The organism is Yoonia rosea (assembly GCF_900156505.1).
GTDB classification, from domain to species: Bacteria; Pseudomonadota; Alphaproteobacteria; order Rhodobacterales; family Rhodobacteraceae; genus Yoonia; species Yoonia rosea.
In genome coordinates this window covers 75,556-93,607 of sequence record NZ_FTPR01000001.1, presented here as the reverse complement: position 1 = coordinate 93,607, position 18,052 = coordinate 75,556, and the positions used below count along the sequence as shown (strand labels likewise).

Here is an 18,052-nt window from a genome sequence, read left to right as displayed (position 1 = left end):
GAGGGGCGCTGCCCCTCGGCTGCGCCTCACCCCGAAGTTTGAATGCACATGGAAAGAGGCTCGGACAGAAGAAGATTTGGTGGTGCGGCTTTTGGGTTTCGCGTGGGTCACGGCCTGCTTTCAAAGGCGGCACCAATCTGCACCTCCCACAGACCTGTGCGCGCGCCCAGCACGTCAGAGCGTCTTTCGCGCAGGTAGCGCCCTTGGTTTTCAAGGCGGATCCCGATGAGAGAAATGATATCGGGTGCCTCATGTGTCAGGTGGATGACGTTGAAAGCGATGAGATCTTCGTCTGCCTTGAAGATGATCTGGTCGTGGTTGGCCAAAGCAGGCCGGCGCAGGCGGATGCTCTGAAGGGCTGCGAGGTGGATCGTCTTGGGTGGGTTGTGGAGCATCACGGCCTGATCGCTGATCGTCATGCGCAAGGCAGGTTTGCGCCTTGGGAAGGCCGCCCAAAGCCCCAAGGCGACCGGCAGGAGCGCGGCGAGCAAAAAGAGCGCATCGGACGGATCCTCAACCGAAGGCCATGCAAACCGTGCAAGGATGAGATTTAAGGGAAGGCTGATAAACAGCAGAGCACCGCCTGCCACGCGCCTGATGCGAAAGCTATCGCTGATCCGTGTCTCAGTTGTCATCACGCCAACGGTTCACGATCGGATAGCGCCGGTCAAGCCAGAAGGCGCGCGCCGACAACCGTGGCCCCGGGGCCGATTGGAAGCGCTTGTATTCGCTGATGTAGATCAGGTGTTCGACCCGTTTGACAGTTTCGCGCGCGTAACCGGCCGCCACGCAATCGGCGACCGAGGCCTCTTGATCAACCAGCATTGCCAATATCCCGTCCAGCACATCATAGGGCGGCAGGCTGTCTTCGTCTTTCTGGTCAGGCCGCAGTTCCGCCGAAGGGGGTTTGTCGATAATGGCTTCGGGGATCACCATGCCTGCGGGGCCACACATCCAGTCGCGGTGATTGGCATTGCGCCAGCGGCAGGCGGCAAAGACGCGCGTTTTATACATGTCCTTGATCGGGTTATAGCCGCCCGCCATGTCGCCGTAGATCGTGGCATAACCAACGGCGACCTCGGATTTGTTGCCGGTGGTCAGCAGCATTTCCCCGAATTTGTTCGATTGCGCCATGAGCAAAAGGCCCCGGATACGCGACTGGATGTTTTCTTCGGTCAGGTCGGGCGTAAGCCCCGCGAAAAGTGGCGCGAGGGCCTCGGTCACCGCGGCGCGCGGGCCTGCAATGCTGATTGTGTCGTAGGTACAACCCAAAGCCTTGGCGGCAGCGGCGGCATCATTGAGCGAGCCTTGGGACGTGTATTCGGAAGGCAACATCACGCAGCGGACGTTTTCAGCGCCCAGCGCATCGACGGCAATGGCAGCGACGATGGCGCTGTCGATTCCGCCCGACAGGCCCAGAAGGACCTTCTTGAAACCGGTCTTGCGCATGTAGTCGCGCAAGGCTTCGACCATCACGCGGTAGTCCTGCTCGAGCGTATCCGGCAGCGAGGCTTTCTCGCCCTCTTTCGCCACCCACCCGTCATCGGTGCGTTCGAAATCGACGTGTGTGATGGTGGCATCCATCACAGGCAGTTGCACCGCCAATTTGCCGCCACGATTGAGCACGAAGGAGCCGCCATCAAACATCTGGTCGTCCTGTCCGCCGACCATATTGAGGTAGACAAGCGGCACATCGTTTTCGATCACGCGGTTGAGCATTGTCTGCATGCGGATGTTGAACTTATCGCGGAAATAGGGCGAGCCATTGGGGACCACCAAAATCTCGGCACCGCTTTCGACCATGGCCTCACAGACATCGGGGTACCACGCATCTTCGCAAATGGGGTGGCCGATGCGCGGCCCGTCTGGGAGCGCAAAGGGCCCCGCGATATCGGCGCTCTTGAACAGGCGTACCTCATCAAAGACGTTGAAGTTGGGCAGGAAGTGTTTGCGGGCACGGGCGACGATCTCACCACCGCGCAGCGTGAAATAGGCATTATAAAGCCGGCCGTCTTCCAGCACAGGACCACCAATCGACAGGGCGGGACCGTCGGCACAGTCATTGGCAAGCTGCGTCAGATGCGCCATGGCATCGGCAACAAAAGCCGGTTTCATGATCAGATCCTGGGTCTGGTAGCCGACCAAAAACATCTCGGGTAGCACGACAAGATCGGCGCAAGCGGCTTTGCCCGCCGACCACGCTGCACGCGCCTGATCGGCGTTGCCCGCGATGTCGCCCACGGTCGGGTTGAGCTGCGCCATTGTAAGGCGAAATAATTTTGTCATAGTTTTGTCCAAAAGCCTTGGCATGCATGTAGCAGAAAGAAGCGCGGGGGAAAGCCGTTAGACAACTTCGGCCCAAGGCCGTTGTCAGGCGGCAACTCCTCTCATAAGCTGCAAATACACGGAAGTGAACGGAGAGACGGATGACGATGTTTGTACTACCAAAGACTGCGACTATTGCGATATTGGCCGCAACCATCGCCTCCAGCGGGTTCGCCCAGGATGTCCAGACAAAACAATACGATGACGGCGGTGTCTATGAAGGAACCTTCGTCGACGGCAAGCAGGATGGCACCGGCACCTACCGGCTTCCGAACGGGTATGAATACACCGGCCAGTGGGTTGCGGGTGAAATTCGCGGCCAAGGCAGAGCGATATTCCCGAACGGGTCAGTCTATGAGGGGGCTTTTGTCGCAGGCAAGCCCGAAGGCCAGGGTCGAATCACATTTGCGGATGGCGGTACATTTGAAGGCGAATGGGTCGACGGCAACATTACCGGGCAAGGCATTGCCGAATATGCCAACGGTGTTGTCTACGAGGGCGAATTCCGCAACGCGATGCACAACGGCATCGGCACCATGACCAGCCCCGGCGGCTATATCTATGAAGGCGCGTGGGTGAATGGCGAAAAGGAAGGTGAAGGCAAGATCACCTATCCGGATGGTGCAGTCTATGAAGGGACGCTCAGAGCCGGCGAACGCGACGGCACCGGCACCATGACCATGGCGGATGGTCTGGTCTACACCGGCGAATGGGTCGATGGGCGCATTCAGGGCGCTGGCACACTCACGCAGCCCAATGGCGATGTCTATGTGGCAAATTTCGTCGATGGCAAGCGTGAAGGCGAAGGGGTGGCCACCTATGCCAACGGCGACGTCTATGAAGGGACCTTTGTGAACGATCTGCGGCATGGCACAGGCGCTTTCCGCGGTACAGATGGGTATGTTTATGTGGGTGAGTGGGTTGAAGGCCGTATTGAAGGCCAAGGCGAGGTGACCTATCCGGACGGCTCTGTTTACGTCGGCACCTTTGTGAACAGCCTTGCCGATGGCACCGGCAAAATCACCTATACGGACGGGTCAACCTATGAAGGCGAATGGGACGCTGGCGTGATCAACGGCGTTGGTGTTGCGACGCTTGGCAACGGTCTGGTCTATGAGGGCGAGTTCCTGAATGCCCGCAACCATGGCCAGGGCAAGATGACCTATGCTGACGGCTATGTTTATGAAGGCCAGTGGTCCGAAGGCCAGCGCAACGGTTTGGGCCGGGCGGTGTACGCCGATGGCGCGGTTTACGTGGGTGAGTTCCTGAACGGCCAGCGCAACGGCGACGGAGAAATCACCCTGCCCGATGGCTTTACCTATGTGGGCCAATGGCAGGACGGTGTGATCAACGGCACCGGTGTTGCGACCTATGCCAATGGCGACGTCTATGAAGGTGGCTTCGTGCGTGGCCGCCGCGAAGGCGAAGGCAAGATGCGTTATGCCACAGGGCAGGAAAGCATCGGCATCTGGTCCGACGGTGCTTTGGTGTCGGAAACGACCGGAAACTAAAGACGTCAGACAACGAATTGCGAAGGGCCAGAGGTTTCTCTGGCCCTTTTTTTGTTCAGGTCAGAACGGAAGGCCCAAAGCGGTTGTTGAGCGAATAGCTGAGACTGTCTGCTGTCGGCCCAACGCTGCCGTTGATGCATCTTGCAGCGAACGGCAACTGTGAGCCCTTTTCCCTCTTGCTGCACTGCAGAATCTGCCTGCTTAACGGGACGTCTAACTAAATGCCCCCGAGCTGGCCTGAAATAATGTAGCCAACTCGGGGTTTAAATATCGCCGTTTTAGTCGTGCGGCTCTTACTGGCCAGACATTTGCTGCATGGCGGTTGCCCAGTCTTCGATGTGCCAGAGATTCACAAGCTTGCCATCACGAACTTCGTGGATATCGATGTTCATGATGTCAAAGCCGCGGCCTTCAGGGTCAATCCCCATAAACTCGCCTGCGGGTGTCGCTTTTGAACGGCTGCGAACAGTCACAAAGTTACCGTCCTGATGCATGGCTTCAATGGTGAATTCCAGATCAGGCATGAATGCGGCGATGCCTTCAGAGATGGGCAGGTATTCTTCACGAACTTGGTATTCGCCTGAATAGTCTGCAAAGCTTTTCCAATCCTCGGAAGCTGCAGCAAGGAAGGCCGCGTGAGTTTCAGGGCTTGGGTTGGTGAAGATGTCGTAGAAAGTTTGCACGGCGGCCAAATCATCGGCTGCGGCACTGGTTGCGATTACGCTGAGGCCAAGAGTGGCGGCAGCAAGGGTTTTCTGGAATGCGTTCATTGTCGTGTCTCCTGATATTTTGATCATGCCAACGCACTAGTTCGCTGCTGGTACTGCATTAGCTAAATATACATCAGGGGTAAATCAAAGCGGCTAAATTTGATGTAGCATCAACCGACAGGAAACCATGATACCCCCCAAGCTCATTAATAGAGTGCCAAAGCCCTCGTTTAAATTCTGCCATCGAGACAAGAAGCATGAATTGGTGCTGTGTCCGCAGGGCGGACCTCTATGCCAAGCGCAGCAAACGACCGCTTTCCGCCCCGTTTCACTTACTTGCGCAGTTTGCAGCATTCAACACTCTGGGCTCAAACCAGACGCTCGCTTGGCGCAAGACTTTTTTGAAACACATGCACCCGTTGCCGCGTTTGATTATCCCTGCCCCTAGACCTTTTCACCCGCTTCCAGCTTTTTGAGGAACCCGTCGGCTTCGGACAGGACTGTTTCGCGGCGCGCGTCATCCATCCGGTCCCAGACGCGGTACATGTTGCCCATGCGGGGGTTTCCCTCAAACCTTTCGCGGTGGCGGTCTAGGAAGTGCCAGTAGAGCAGGTTGAAAGGACAGGCCTTTTCGCCTGTTTTGTCCTGCACGCGGTAGGCGCAGGCACCACAGTGGTCGGACATTTTGTGGATGTAGTTGCCTGACGAAATATAGGGTTTTGATGCGATGATCCCGTCATCGGCGAATTGGCTCATGCCGATCACATTGGGGGCCTCGACCCATTCGTAGGCGTCGGCATAGACCGCAAGATACCATTCATGGACCTGCGCGGGATCAATGCCGGCAAGCAGGGCAAAATTCCCGGTCACCATGAGACGCTGGATGTGGTGGGCGTAGGCCTCGGCCTTGGTTTGGCCGATCGCCTTGGACATGCAGTTCATCTTGGTCTCCGCACCCCAGTACATCGCGGGCAGCGCACGGTCATGGCCCAATGCGTTGCGGGTGGTGTACTCCGGCCCTTCGCGGAAATAGATGCCGCGCACATATTCGCGCCAGCCGATGATCTGCCGGATGAACCCTTCGACGGCGTTCAGTGGCGCGTCACCGTCGCGGTAGGCCTGCGCGACCTTTTGGCAGACCTCCAACGGATCAAGCAGGCCCGCGTTGATATAAAGCCCGATCACCGCGTGATAGAGAAAACGGTTATCGTCGAGCATGGCATCCTGAAAATCGCCAAACTTGGGCAAACCGCCCTTGATCCACTGGGTCAGATGCTGGCGCGCCTGTCCGGTGTCGGTGGCGAACCAGAAGGGTTCCAGATCACCGAAGTTGTCACCAAAGCGGTCCGCGACCAGCGCCAGCACCTCTTTGATGGTGTCGTCCGGCGTAAATTGCATCGGCCCGCCATAGGTGACCTGATCGGGGGCCGGTTTGCGGTTGTCGTGGTCATAGTTCCACTTGCCGCCCTCTGGCTGATCGCCGTCCATCAGGAGGCCGGTTTTGCGGCGCATCTCGCGGTAGAAATACTCCATCCGCAACTGTTTACGCCCCTCGGCCCAATCATCGAAATCCTGATGGGACGCGATAAAGCGGGTGTCCGGCAAGCAGTGGGTTTTCAGCGGCATGTCCCCCAAGGCCGCGATCAGCCGCCATTCACCCGGTTCGGTGTAGACGACACCGGCAGCGTCATGTTCGGACGCGCGGCGGATCAGCTCGCCAGTGATGGAGCCGCTGTTGTGAGGATCATCAAGCGGGGTGTAGGCCACGGTCCAGCCATCATCGCGCAGGGTTTGCGCGAATTTGCGCATGGCAGCAAAAGTGAAGGCGATTTTCTTGGGGTGATGGGGCACATAGGACGCCTCGTCCGCGACCTCGGCCATGACCACGACGTCTTGGGCCTTATCGCCTTTTTGCAGCACCGACAGGTTGGGCGAGAGCTGATCTCCTAGAACAAGAAGCAGCCTCACCAGACAATCTCCTGACCTGCGTAATCAAAAAAGCCGCCGGTGTTGTCAGGGGTCAGGTTCGCGATGACGGTCAACAGGTTTTTCGCGGCGTCCTGCGGTTCCACGGTTTTGTGGCGGCCTGCATAGTCCGCTGTAAAGGATGTTGCGACGGTGCCGGGATGGAGGGCTACGCAGATGGATTGCTTATGCGAGCGCCCCAGCTCGATTGCAGCGCCATGCACGATCTGGTTCAGCGCCGCCTTGGATGCGCGGTAGGAATACCAGCCGCCGATCTTGTTATCCCCGATCGAGCCGACCCGTGCCGAAAGCGTAGCGATGACCCCGCGGTTGTCTTTGGGCAAAAGGCGCGCGGCATGGCGCAGGATCAGCGCAGGACCGATGGCGTTGACCGCATAGACGGCGGCCATGTCCTCGGCCTTGATGGCCGAGAGTGATTTCTCCGGCGCGCTCTGAAGCGGGGCAAGGATGCCAAGCGCAACAAAGATCAGATCGAACGGGCCTTCTTGCGCCGCCATGCAGCGTTCTACCGAGGCCGGGTTGCCAACATCGAAGCCATCAACCGACCGTGACAGGCCGGTGACGTCCCAGCCATCGCCCTGTAGTTGGGCTGTGATCGCCGCCCCTATGCCACCTGTTGCCCCGATCACCAATGCGCGCATGTTCTTCTCCTTTGACTTGCCGCGACTTAGCGCCACCTTTCTAGCAGACAAGGAGGAAGACCCATGCGTCAGGTAATTCCACTGCTGGCCTTTCTGGCCACCCCCGCAGCTGCGCTGGAGCTGACGTTCCAGACCAGCTACGACCTCGCGCGGCCCTCGAGCCTTGATTACGACCCCACGTTCTGCGGCCTGTGGATTGCGAATGAAAGCCGCGAGGTGCTGCTGGTGACCTTGCAGGGCGATGAATTGCGCCGCTTTCAAAGTGATCTTAACCGGATCAAGGCGGTGACTGTTGAGGACAACCATCTGCTGGTCGCGGACGGCTTTGGGAATTTCCAGCGGATCAGCAAAGATGGTGTCGCGTTGGAAGCACCTTTCGCATCAAGTCAGGGCTGGGCCGATACGGAAGGCATGGTGATTGATGCCGATGGCATGATCATCACGGTCGAGGATGATCCCGAGCGCATGACGTGGCTGTCGCCCACAGGCCAAGTGGAGCGGCAGATCAACACGATGTCCTTGAATCCGCCTCTGTCCGAGGCGCAAGGCATCGCACGAGACACGCGCACAGGGCATTTGTTGATCGTGGATGATATGGAAGGCACCAATAGCCTTTATGAATTCAACGCCGATGGTGAGCTGTTGGGCACAACATCCCTGCTGCCGTATGGGCGGGACCCGGAAGGAATAGCGATCCGCCCCGGTTCAAACCAGGTCTTTATCGCCTTTGACAGCGGGGCCAGCATTGCGGCCTTTGATTATCAACCCACCCTGCCCGCCGGTGCCCCGCCGCTGCCGCCGGAATCCGATTGCCTGATGTTTTAGGGCGTAATTTCCGCGCTTAGGATCACATTTCGGGGTTTTCATCACGGAAATGGTGTCTATAGTCGCGCGCATGATGAACCGTGCGCATATCACAGCTGTAGCCTCCAAGGGGCTGCTTTCGCGCGACATCCTACTCCTTAGCTGCCTCTGAGCGTGCCTGTCGGCGCGACCGCTCAGAGGGTGAAACGCGCCAAGATATGCTAAGGACTAAAGGAATACCCAAATGACCAAATCGAACGAAGTGTTGATTTTCGACACCACCCTGCGCGACGGCGAACAATCCCCGGGCGCGACCATGACCCATAACGAAAAGCTCGAAATCGCCGAGCTGCTGGACGAGATGGGCGTTGATATCATCGAAGCCGGTTTCCCCATCGCCTCGGAGGGTGATTTTCAGGCGGTGAGCGAGATTGCGAAACTGTCGAAGTCCGCCACTATTTGCGGTCTGTCGCGCGCCAACTACAAAGATATCGACCGCTGCTGGGAGGCGGTGAAGCATGCCAAATCTCCGCGCATCCACACGTTTATCGGCACATCCCCCCTGCACCGTGCGATACCCAACCTGACCATGGACGAGATGGCCGAGCGTATTCATGACACGGTCACCCATGCCCGCAACCTATGTGACAATGTGCAATGGTCGCCGATGGACGCGACACGGACCGAATGGGATTACCTGTGCCGTGTGGTCGAGATTGCGATCAAGGCGGGCGCCACCACGATCAATATTCCTGACACGGTGGGTTATACAGCACCTGTCGAAAGCGCCGATTTGATCCGCCGCCTGATCGCAAATGTGCCCGGTGCGGATGACGTGATTTTCGCCACCCACTGTCATAACGACCTTGGCATGGCGACCGCCAACTCTTTGGCGGCTGTCGAGGGGGGCGCGCGCCAGATCGAATGCACAATCAACGGTCTGGGCGAACGCGCGGGCAATACCGCGCTGGAAGAAGTCGTGATGGCGCTGAAAGTACGCAACGACATCATGCCCTACACCACCAAAATCGACACACGGAAGATCATGAATATCTCGCGCCGTGTGGCGACTGTGTCGGGGTTTGCGGTGCAGTTCAACAAAGCCATCGTCGGCAAGAACGCCTTCGCCCATGAGAGCGGCATTCACCAGGACGGCATGCTGAAGAACCGCGAAACGTTCGAGGTGATGAAACCCGAGGATGTGGGTCTGGCAGGGACATCCCTGCCCTTGGGCAAACATTCAGGCCGTGCAGCACTGCGTGCGAAACTGGCCGAATTGGGGTTCGATCTGGCGGACAACCAGCTGAACGATATCTTTGTGCGCTTCAAGGATCTGGCAGACCGCAAGAAGGAAGTCTTTGACGATGACCTGATGGCACTGGTCTATCAAAACGATAGCGCCGAGGACCGGCTGAAGCTGAAATCCCTGCGCGTTGTCTGCGGCACACAAGGCCCCCAGACGGCAGACATGGTGATGGAGATTGACGGCGCCGATGTTGAAACATCGGCCACAGGTGACGGTCCGGTGGATGCGACGTTCAACGCCGTCAAGGCGTTGTTCCCGCATGGCGCGCGCCTGCAACTGTATCAGGTCAGCGCCGTGACCGAAGGCACCGATGCGCAGGCGACAGTCTCGGTCCGGATGGAAGAAGAGGGCCGCATCGCGACGGGACAATCGGCCGATACCGATACCGTGGTGGCAAGTGCCAAAGCCTATATCAATGCGCTGAACCGGCTGCTTGTCCGTCGCGAACAATCCGAGCCCGGATATGACGTAAAGGGTGTCAGTTACAAAGACACCTGAGGCGACCTGCACCGACTCAATGAGCAAACGGCGATCCATTCACGTGGGTCGCCGTTTGTCATTCGGCGGCAATCGCGGCACCATCAAGCGGAGGCGCCATCACACATGATGTTGTAAAAGTATAAGCCTTAAGCGACTACAGGAAGAAATTTACCTTTATGGATTGATAAATCACAAGCGGCAGATTGCCGCCGCGTTTCGAAAATGGAGGGCTTCTATCCCTTCGAGAGTGTCTTTATAACCATTTGAAACCCGCCAGTACGCAGTCGAGCGGGACAACCACTTTATTATCGGGACAACCACTCAAATGGCAGGCTTCGGCGGATTGTTTTCATCGGATATGGCGATCGACCTCGGCACAGCGAACACGCTGGTCTACGTCAAAGGCAAGGGCATCGTTTTGTCTGAACCGTCTGTCGTCGCCTACCACGTCAAGGACGGCGTCAAGAAGGTCCTCGCGGTGGGCGAGGATGCCAAGCTGATGCTCGGTCGCACGCCGGGCAGCATCGAGGCAATCCGCCCGATGCGCGACGGCGTGATCGCGGATTTTGATACCGCCGAAGAGATGATCAAATACTTCATCCGCAAGGTGCACCGCCGCTCGACCTTTTCGAAACCCAAGATCATTGTCTGTGTCCCGCATGGTGCGACCCCCGTTGAAAAACGCGCGATCCGCCAATCCGTGCTTTCGGCTGGTGCGCGCCGTGCCGGTCTGATTGCCGAACCGATTGCTGCAGCCATCGGGGCCGGCATGCCGATCACCGATCCGACCGGGAACATGGTTGTTGATATCGGTGGTGGTACGACCGAGGTGGCGGTCCTGTCTTTGGGCGACATCGTTTACGCCCGTTCGGTCCGCGTCGGCGGCGACCGCATGGATGAGGCGATTATCAACTATCTGCGCCGTCAGCATAACCTGCTGATCGGTGAGAGCACTGCCGAGCGGATCAAAACATCTATCGGAACCGCCCGTATGCCTGACGATGGCCGGGGCCAGTCGATGCATATCCGTGGCCGTGATTTGCTCAATGGTGTCCCAAAAGAAACCGAGATTTCGCAGGCACAGGTGGCCGAGGCTTTGGCAGAACCCGTCCAGCAGATTTGCGAAGCTGTGATGACTGCGCTGGAGGCCACACCGCCGGATCTTGCAGCCGACATCGTGGACCGTGGCGTGATGCTCACGGGGGGCGGTGCGTTGCTGGGCCAGCTTGATCTGGCGCTGCGTGAACAGACGGGGCTGGCAATATCTGTCGCCGACGAGTCACTCAATTGTGTAGCCTTGGGCACGGGCCGCGCACTGGAATATGAAAAACAGCTGCGGCATGTGATAGACTACGACAGCTAACAAAGAACGAGGGAACATCCGCCCTTGGCACGCGACAAGAACAGCGAAGACTTTATCGGCCCGATCCGCAGATTGCTGGTTGGGGTGTTGGTTTTGGCGCTTGTCGGGCTGTTTCTGGTCTGGCGCATCGACAGCCCGCGTGTTGAAAGACTGCGCGCCGCAGCCATTGATGCCGTTATTCCGTCCTTTGATTGGGCGATGGCCCCGGTGACAGGGGCCGCCAATCTGGTCAGTGATTTCCAGAGCTATCAACAACTCCGCGCCCAAAATCAGGATTTGCGCCGCGAATTGCAGCAGATGCGCGCGTGGCGCGAAGCCGCCCTCCAACTGGAGCAGGAAAACGCGAAGCTGCTTGACCTGAATAACGTGAGCCTTGATCCGAAACTCACTGTTGTCACAGGTGTTGTGATTACAGACAGCGGATCGCCGTTCCGCCAATCGGTTCTGGTGAATGTTGGCGCGCGCGACGGCATCCTTGATGGCTGGCCGACGATGGATGCCATCGGGTTGGTGGGGCGGATTGCGGGCGTCGGGCAAAACAGCAGCCGTGTCATGCTGCTGACAGATACCTCGAGCCGGATTCCCGTCACCATCCAACCCTCTGGTCAACGCGCTATTCTTGCCGGAGACAATTCCCTGAACCCGCCGCTGGAATTTCTGGAGGATGCAGCCCTCGTCCGCCCCGGTGATCGGGTTGTATCGTCCGGTGATGGTGGGGTGTTTCCGGCTGATCTGCTTGTGGGTCAGGTTGCTTTGGGCACGGACAACCGGCTGCGGGTCCGTCTGGCGGCCGATTACCAAAGACTGGAATTTTTGCGTGTTCTGCGCTCGCAACCTCACGAACGCATCGATGATCCAGGAAATCTGCTTGCACCCGAGGCCGAGTTCTTTGGACCCGCAGCGATCAACCCTGCCGCATTGAGCGCGTCGGAGTTTGGCGATGGCTGAGTGGGCAGATAGCAAAACCTGGACCAACAGGCTTGTTTTTATCGCGTTGGCCTTTGTGCTGGTTGTCATTGATCTGGTGCCACTGGACATGCGCCCTTCGCTTTGGGCGGCACCGGATGTGCTCTTGGCGGCAACCCTTGCCTGGGTCGCGCGCAAGCCAAGCTATGTGCCTGTTTTCATCATTGCGATGATCATGCTTTTGACAGACTTTCTGTTCCTGCGCCCGCCGGGGCTTTGGGCGGCTTTGGTTGTCGTACTCACCGAAACCATTCGCCGCCAGCATCGCGAATTCCGCACGATGCCTTTCCTGGTCGAATGGGGCACGATTGCCTTCGGGATAGTTGCCATTACTGTCATCAACCGTATCGTACTGGCCGTGGTCATGGCACCGCAGGCACCGCTGGCCCCGACATTGGTTGAAATGGTCGCCACAATTCTGGTTTATCCTTTTGTCCTTGTCGCAGCGCATTTCATGTTTGGTGTGTCGCGTACGTCACCCGGCGAAGTTGGCAGAAAAGGACAGGTTCTATGAAACGCGCGCCCAAAGATGTGATCGCGGGTGCACGCACCGTCAGTCGGCGCGCGCTGGTTGTGGGCGGCGTCCAACTTGGGATCGTGGGGGCCTTGGGCTGGCGGATGCAGTCCTTGCAGGTCGAACAGGCCGACCAGTTCCGCCTCTTGGCCGAGGAAAACCGGATCAACATTCGCCTGCTTCCCCCGTCGCGCGGTCTGATCTTTGATCGTAACGGTATTCCGATCGCCGCCAATGAGCAGAATTACCGCGTCGTCATGGTCCGCGAAGATGCGGGCGACGTGGGCGAGGTCTTGGCCAAGCTGACCGAGATTGTCGAAATCGACCCGCGTGATCTTGCGCGGGCGATGGAAGAAATGCGCCGTCGATCGCCTTTTGTGCCGGTCACGATTGCAGACCGTCTGTCGTGGGAAGATGTGGCACAGATCAACCTTAATACCCCTGCCCTGCCCGGCATTCAGGCCGAAGTTGGCCTGAGCCGCGTTTACCCCTGGGGGGCTGATCTGGCCCATGTTGTCGGATACGTGGGCCCTGTGAGCGATTATGATCTCAGCCGGATTGATGATCCCGACCCTCTTCTGCAAATTCCGAAGTTCCAGATCGGCAAGACCGGCGCGGAAAACCGGCTGGAACGCACGCTGCGCGGCACTGCGGGCACGCGCCGGATTGAGGTGAATGCCGCGGGCCGCATCATGCGCGAACTTGACCGCCAAGAGGGTGATCCGGGCAAGGACGTGCAACTGACGCTGGATAGCCGGCTGCAAAGCTATGTGCAGGCGCGGCTGGACAATGAAAGCGCCGGTGCCGTGGTGATCGACCTTGAGAATGGTGATTTGCGCGCCATCGCCTCGGCGCCTGCCTTTGATCCCAACCTTTTTGTGCGCGGTATTTCTGTGGCGGACTGGACTGCGCTGAACGAAGACAAATACCGCCCGCTGGCCGCAAAAGCGGTGCAAGGCACCTATCCGCCAGGGTCAACCTTCAAGATGGTGACGGTTCTGGCCGCGATGGAGGCGGGTGTCGTCACCCCGGATGAGACGGTTTATTGCCCGGGCTATACGGATGTTTTCAACATACGGTTCCACTGCTGGAAACGTGGCGGGCACGGCAATATCAACCTGCACGAAAGCCTCAAGCAAAGCTGCGACTGTTACTATTACGAGATCGCCCAGCGCGTGGGCATCGACAAGATGGCGGAAATGGCCCGCAAGCTGGGCTTGGGCGTGCGCCATGATCTGCCCCTCTCGGCGGTGGCCGAAGGGCTGGCACCCGATAAGGAATGGAAAGCGCGCGTGCGCGGCGAAGAATGGCGGATCGGCGATACTGTGAACGCCTCGATCGGACAGGGCTATGTGCTGTCCTCGCCGTTGCAGCTTGCCGTGATGACAGCACGGCTGGCCACGGGCCGCGTTGTGACACCGCGCCTGATCCGGCTGATTGACGGGGTCGAGCAACCCTCTGGTTTGGGCGAAAGTCTGGGGCTGAATGAAAACACCCTGCGCCGTATTCGCGCGTCGATGGAGGATGTGTGCAACCACCGGCGCGGGACTGCCTACGGATCGCGGATTATTGACGAAGCGCACAAGATGGCTGGCAAGACTGGCACAAGTCAGGTGCGCCGCATCACGCCCGAAGAACGCGCCGCCGGTGTGACCCGCAACGAAGATCTGCCGTGGGAACGCCGCGACCACGCGCTTTTTGTGGGCTATGCGCCTTATGACAACCCGCGCTATGCCGTATCGGTCGTCGTGGAACATGGCGGTGGCGGATCGGCGGCTGCGGCACCAATTGCGCGTGATATTCTGTTGCAGGCCCAATATGGCGGCCCGCCCCCGCTCGAGGCCTATCCCGCCGCAGCACGTGACCGCATCGCAGAGCAACAACGCCGGATTGAAGCCCGTGTTCCGCAGGGTGCAACGGGGCGCAGCCGCGTATGAGCTATCTTGAGTATAACACCAAGTATGTCCCGACCGGATTTCGCAAGGTGCTGCACCTGAACTGGGCGATCATTCTGTTGCTTATTGCGGTCGCAAGTGCCGGTTTTCTCATGCTTTATTCGGTCGCAGGCGGGTCGATGACGCCTTGGGTCGAACCACAGATGCAGCGTTTTGCGCTAGGCATGGTCCTGATGCTGATCGTGGCGATGGTGCCGATCTGGTTCTGGCGCAACATGGCCTTTGTCGCCTATGGCGGATCGTTGGTTTTGCTCCTGGGCGTTGAGTTTTTCGGCGAGGTCCGTATGGGCGCCCAACGCTGGATTGATCTGGGTTTCATGCGTTTGCAGCCTTCGGAGTTGATGAAGATCACCTTGGTGATGTTTCTCGCCGCCTATTATGACTGGCTACCCAACAAGAAAACCTCGCATCCGCTTTGGGTGGTCGTGCCGGTGGTCATCATTGTCGTGCCGACACTGCTGGTTCTGCGTCAGCCGGATTTGGGGACAGCGCTTTTGCTGCTCATAGGTGGTGCCACCGTCATGTTTCTTGCAGGGGTGCATTGGGCCTATTTTGCAACCGTGGGCGGCGGCGGGATCGCCGCCGTTGTCGCCGCCCTGCAAAGCCGCGGCACGCCGTGGCAGCTTTTGCAGGATTACCAGTATCGCCGGATTGATACCTTTCTGGACCCTGCAAATGACCCCTTGGGCGCAGGCTATCACATCACGCAGGCCAAGATTGCGCTTGGCTCTGGTGGGTGGACCGGACGGGGTTTCATGCAAGGCACACAATCGCGGCTGAATTTCCTGCCCGAAAAACATACCGATTTTATCTTCACGACCTTGGCCGAGGAATTCGGCTTTGTCGGTGCTTTCACCTTGCTGGTGCTCTATCTGCTGATTGTCGTTTTCTGCATCATTTCGGCGATGGGCAACCGTGACCGCTTTGCCTCTTTGCTGACACTTGGTGTCGCAATGACTTTCTTTCTCTTCTTTGCTGTGAACATGGCGATGGTGATGGGCCTTGCTCCTGTCGTCGGCGTGCCTTTGCCGCTGGTCAGCTATGGCGGGTCCGCCATGCTGGTCTTGCTGGTGGCTTTCGGCCTTGTTCAGAGCGCCCATATCCATAGGCCACGCTAATGCTGAATATCCTTTTCTCTGCCAAACCTGCCGCTTGGGACGAATATGAGGCGCCCCTGAATGTGGCCCTGACCGAGGCTGGCCTATCCGCAAACCTGTCGCGCACGCACGCACCGCAGGACGTGGACTATATTATCTTTGCCCCAAACGGCCCCGTGACAGACTTTCGCCCCTATGCAAAAACCAAAGCGGTGATGGGCCTTTGGGCGGGGGTCGAGACCATCGTGAACAACGAAACCCTGACCCAACCGCTCTGCCGTTTGGTGGATGAGAGCCTGACAGCGGGGATGGTGGAATGGGTGACAGGGCATACGCTGCGCCATCATCTGGGGATGGATACCCATATCTTTGGGCAGGACAGTGTGTGGCGCGATGACAGCTTTCCGCCTGTGGCCGCCAAACGCCCTGTGACGATCCTCGGGATCGGTGCCTTGGGGGCGGCCTGTGGTCAGGCGCTTGCGGCTTTGGGCTTTCCGGTGACAGGGTGGAGCCGCAATCCCAAGAATGTTACCGGTCTGCGCTGCTTGCACGGCGATGACGGGCTGCGCGAGGCGCTGACCGACGCGCAGATTGTCGTGCTTTTGCTGCCGCAAACGCCGGAAACGACGAATATTCTGAACGCCGAGACCCTGGCGCTGATGGCGAAGGGCGGTTTCGTCATCAACCCGGGCCGTGGGCCGCTGATTGATGATGCAGCACTTCTGGCCGCTTTGGATGCGGGCCAGGTTGCCCATGCAACGCTGGATGTGTTCCGCATTGAACCGCTGCCGGCGGAGCATGCGTTTTGGGCGCACCCGCAGGTGACGGTGACGCCGCATATCGCATCCACCACACGCCCCGAGACCGCAGCCCAAGTGATCGTAGACAACATCGTGCGCGGCGAAGCGGGCCAGCCGTTTCACTATCTGGTGGATCGCGCGCGCGGCTACTAGCGCAGTTTCGGCGGTTTCGCGGGGTCCATCCCCGGTGCGCTGCCCGGAGTTTGCGGTGCTTCCAGCACGGGCAAATCAAAGCGCAATCCGACGCGTGCCAGATGTGCGGCCAGCGGATCGGCGGCGCGCACAAAGAGGACATCCATCATGCCTGCCTCAATGCCCGAGAAGGTCAGCGCCTCGCTTGCGGCGGAGGCCAGCGCCTTTTCCGCCCCTTCCAGCGCATCGACGAAGGCCAGAACATGGCCGCGCGCACCGTCTTCGTAGGTGGCCGCGGCAAGATAGGCGAAACGCGCCAGCCCTGCGGCAATGGCCAGCTTGCGATCAAGCCCGGTAACGACCGCCTCGGGCAGGCCTTTGGGGGCCGACACTTCGGTCAGGCGGGCCTCGGTCTCGTCGGGCCCGTGTGACAGGGTTTGCACCAGCCAATCAATGGCCTCGGCGGGGATCAGCATGGCAGAAGGCGCAACTTCGAGGTTGAGCGCCAGCCCGATCCCCTGCCCTGCCAACATCTGCGCCAAGGCACGGCCCGGGATGCCCGCATAGGGTGCGGCACGCCCCACAAATTGCGACAGCCGCTCTTCGCGGTCGAAAACAAGCGCGAAACGCTGGTCTTCGATGTCGAAAAGCTCGGGCGTGATCTGGTCACCTTCCGCCTCGGCCCCCAGCAGCATGAACAGTTCGGTATCGGCTAGGCGTTCGTAAAACCGCAGGCGCACGGTGTCATCGTCGGGGGCCGCTTCCATTGCGGCATGGGCCAGATCAAGGTCGGTCATTGCAATTCATCTTTCACAGCTTTGCGTAATGACGGCAGCAGGTCCGTTTCAAACCACGCGTTTTTCTTGAGCCAAGCGGTATTGCGCCACGACGGATGTGGCAAGGGGAAGACACGCGGCGCAAGGCCGCGCCATCCTGCCACCGTCGCAGTGACCGATTTCTGCGGGCCAAGGTGCCAGCGATGCGCGTAGCCACCCACAAGGATCGTCAGCGGCACATTGCCGAGGGCTGCCATCACACGATCGTGCCATGTGGCTCCGCAGATGGCAGGTGGCGGCAGATCTGCGCCTTTTGCGTCATATCCGGGAAAGCAAAAGGCCATCGGGACGATCGCAACCCTTTCACGGTCATAGAAACTTGCACTGTCCACGCCCAACCAATCGCGCAAACGGTCACCCGAACGATCGGCAAACGGTCGGCCCGCTTCATGCACACGCAATCCGGGTGCCTGCCCTGCAATCAGAATACGGGGGCTGCTCTGAAACCAGACGACGGGGCGCGGGCTGTGCCGCGTCTTCGTTTGCGCAAAACGATCCGCGCAAAGGCGGCATGCAGAAATTTCGTGCTGGAGACTTCTCAAGGTACGCTCTCGGCCTAATCATGCGGTGCGCATACCGCTCACGCAATTGTCGCTGTATTGATGCCATAAAGTCGCTGTATGGAA

The 18,052-nt window shown here is 58.9% G+C and carries 16 protein-coding genes; 9 read left to right on the top strand and 7 right to left on the bottom strand.

Going from position 1 to position 18,052, the window contains the following annotated elements:
* Positions 1 to 107 precede the first annotated feature (107 nt).
* Together B0B09_RS00450 and B0B09_RS00445 are read right to left on the bottom strand one after the other, a co-directional pair.
* Entirely contained in the window at positions 108 to 635 is a 528-nt protein-coding gene (locus tag B0B09_RS00450; protein WP_076657905.1) for a hypothetical protein, read from the bottom strand.
* Positions 625 to 2,286, bottom strand: a complete 1,662-nt coding sequence (locus B0B09_RS00445) for an NAD+ synthase (protein WP_076657904.1) — start codon at positions 2,284 to 2,286, stop codon at positions 625 to 627. The genes B0B09_RS00450 and B0B09_RS00445 overlap by 11 nt, the downstream gene beginning before the upstream one ends.
* Before the next feature lie 140 nt (positions 2,287 to 2,426).
* Between B0B09_RS00445 and B0B09_RS00440 the strand changes: the two genes are divergently transcribed.
* Positions 2,427 to 3,836 (top strand): MORN repeat-containing protein, encoded by a 1,410-nt coding sequence (locus B0B09_RS00440; protein WP_076657903.1) that lies wholly within the window; start codon positions 2,427 to 2,429, stop codon positions 3,834 to 3,836.
* Positions 3,837 to 4,129: 293 nt separating this feature from the next.
* Here B0B09_RS00440 and B0B09_RS00435 read toward each other — a convergent pair whose 3' ends face one another.
* The 3 genes from B0B09_RS00435 to B0B09_RS00425 all read right to left on the bottom strand — a co-directional run bounded on the left by B0B09_RS00435 (position 4,130) and on the right by B0B09_RS00425 (position 7,173).
* Entirely contained in the window at positions 4,130 to 4,633 is a 504-nt protein-coding gene (locus B0B09_RS00435; RefSeq protein WP_242654310.1) for an ester cyclase, read from the bottom strand.
* A 357-nt stretch (positions 4,634 to 4,990) separates the two neighbouring features.
* Positions 4,991 to 6,514, bottom strand: coding sequence for a cryptochrome/photolyase family protein (locus B0B09_RS00430; protein WP_084190692.1), 1,524 nt, complete (start codon positions 6,512 to 6,514; stop codon positions 4,991 to 4,993).
* Positions 6,511 to 7,173 carry an SDR family NAD(P)-dependent oxidoreductase gene (locus tag B0B09_RS00425; RefSeq protein ID WP_076657900.1) on the bottom strand — a complete coding sequence of 221 codons (663 nt, stop codon included), beginning with the start codon at positions 7,171 to 7,173 and terminating at the stop codon, positions 6,511 to 6,513. The genes B0B09_RS00430 and B0B09_RS00425 overlap by 4 nt, the downstream gene beginning before the upstream one ends.
* 63 nt (positions 7,174 to 7,236) lie before the next feature.
* Between B0B09_RS00425 and B0B09_RS00420 the strand changes: the two genes are divergently transcribed.
* The 8 genes from B0B09_RS00420 (at position 7,237) to B0B09_RS00385 (ending at position 16,611) form a co-directional block, all read left to right on the top strand.
* Entirely contained in the window at positions 7,237 to 7,998 is a 762-nt protein-coding gene (locus B0B09_RS00420; protein ID WP_076657899.1) for an SdiA-regulated/phytase-like domain-containing protein, read from the top strand.
* A 223-nt stretch (positions 7,999 to 8,221) separates the two neighbouring features.
* The gene (locus B0B09_RS00415; protein ID WP_076657898.1) at positions 8,222 to 9,781 is read left to right on the top strand and encodes a 2-isopropylmalate synthase; all 1,560 of its coding nucleotides are present in this window, start codon (positions 8,222 to 8,224) and stop codon (positions 9,779 to 9,781) included.
* Between the two features lie 307 nt (positions 9,782 to 10,088).
* Positions 10,089 to 11,126 carry a rod shape-determining protein gene (locus B0B09_RS00410; protein WP_055291896.1) on the top strand — a complete coding sequence of 346 codons (1,038 nt, stop codon included), beginning with the start codon at positions 10,089 to 10,091 and terminating at the stop codon, positions 11,124 to 11,126.
* Between the two features lie 24 nt (positions 11,127 to 11,150).
* Entirely contained in the window at positions 11,151 to 12,074 is a 924-nt protein-coding gene (mreC, locus tag B0B09_RS00405; protein WP_055291894.1) for a rod shape-determining protein MreC, read from the top strand.
* Entirely contained in the window at positions 12,067 to 12,606 is a 540-nt protein-coding gene (locus B0B09_RS00400; protein ID WP_076657897.1) for a rod shape-determining protein MreD, read from the top strand. The genes mreC and B0B09_RS00400 overlap by 8 nt, the downstream gene beginning before the upstream one ends.
* Entirely contained in the window at positions 12,603 to 14,543 is a 1,941-nt protein-coding gene (mrdA, locus tag B0B09_RS00395) for a penicillin-binding protein 2 (RefSeq protein WP_076657896.1), read from the top strand. The genes B0B09_RS00400 and mrdA overlap by 4 nt, the downstream gene beginning before the upstream one ends.
* Entirely contained in the window at positions 14,540 to 15,679 is a 1,140-nt protein-coding gene (gene rodA, locus B0B09_RS00390) for a rod shape-determining protein RodA (RefSeq protein WP_076657895.1), read from the top strand. Before mrdA ends, rodA begins: the two co-directional genes overlap by 4 nt.
* Positions 15,679 to 16,611 (top strand): 2-hydroxyacid dehydrogenase, encoded by a 933-nt coding sequence (locus B0B09_RS00385; RefSeq protein WP_076657894.1) that lies wholly within the window; start codon positions 15,679 to 15,681, stop codon positions 16,609 to 16,611. Before rodA ends, B0B09_RS00385 begins: the two co-directional genes overlap by 1 nt.
* Here the strand turns inward: B0B09_RS00385 and B0B09_RS00380 are convergent.
* Together B0B09_RS00380 and B0B09_RS00375 are read right to left on the bottom strand one after the other, a co-directional pair.
* Complete coding sequence (locus B0B09_RS00380; RefSeq protein ID WP_076657893.1) at positions 16,608 to 17,387, bottom strand: SseB family protein; 780 nt, start codon at positions 17,385 to 17,387, stop codon at positions 16,608 to 16,610. The two genes, B0B09_RS00385 and B0B09_RS00380, sit on opposite strands and share 4 nt — an antisense overlap.
* Entirely contained in the window at positions 17,384 to 17,968 is a 585-nt protein-coding gene (locus B0B09_RS00375) for a uracil-DNA glycosylase family protein (RefSeq protein WP_055291882.1), read from the bottom strand. The genes B0B09_RS00380 and B0B09_RS00375 overlap by 4 nt, the downstream gene beginning before the upstream one ends.
* Positions 17,969 to 18,052: the final 84 nt, after the last annotated feature.

Coding starts and splice junctions, on each gene's coding strand:
- B0B09_RS00425 (WP_076657900.1), bottom strand. CDS start 7,173: ATGCGCGCATTGGTGATCGGGGCAACAGGTGGCATAGGGGCGGCGATC.
- rodA (WP_076657895.1), top strand. CDS start 14,540: ATGAGCTATCTTGAGTATAACACCAAGTATGTCCCGACCGGATTTCGC.
- B0B09_RS00445 (WP_076657904.1), bottom strand. CDS start 2,286: ATGACAAAATTATTTCGCCTTACAATGGCGCAGCTCAACCCGACCGTG.
- B0B09_RS00420 (WP_076657899.1), top strand. CDS start 7,237: ATGCGTCAGGTAATTCCACTGCTGGCCTTTCTGGCCACCCCCGCAGCT.
- B0B09_RS00385 (WP_076657894.1), top strand. CDS start 15,679: ATGCTGAATATCCTTTTCTCTGCCAAACCTGCCGCTTGGGACGAATAT.
- B0B09_RS00380 (WP_076657893.1), bottom strand. CDS start 17,387: ATGACCGACCTTGATCTGGCCCATGCCGCAATGGAAGCGGCCCCCGAC.
- B0B09_RS00410 (WP_055291896.1), top strand. CDS start 10,089: ATGGCAGGCTTCGGCGGATTGTTTTCATCGGATATGGCGATCGACCTC.
- mrdA (WP_076657896.1), top strand. CDS start 12,603: ATGAAACGCGCGCCCAAAGATGTGATCGCGGGTGCACGCACCGTCAGT.
- B0B09_RS00400 (WP_076657897.1), top strand. CDS start 12,067: ATGGCTGAGTGGGCAGATAGCAAAACCTGGACCAACAGGCTTGTTTTT.
- B0B09_RS00440 (WP_076657903.1), top strand. CDS start 2,427: ATGACGATGTTTGTACTACCAAAGACTGCGACTATTGCGATATTGGCC.
- B0B09_RS00450 (WP_076657905.1), bottom strand. CDS start 635: ATGACAACTGAGACACGGATCAGCGATAGCTTTCGCATCAGGCGCGTG.
- B0B09_RS00435 (WP_242654310.1), bottom strand. CDS start 4,633: ATGATCAAAATATCAGGAGACACGACAATGAACGCATTCCAGAAAACC.
- B0B09_RS00415 (WP_076657898.1), top strand. CDS start 8,222: ATGACCAAATCGAACGAAGTGTTGATTTTCGACACCACCCTGCGCGAC.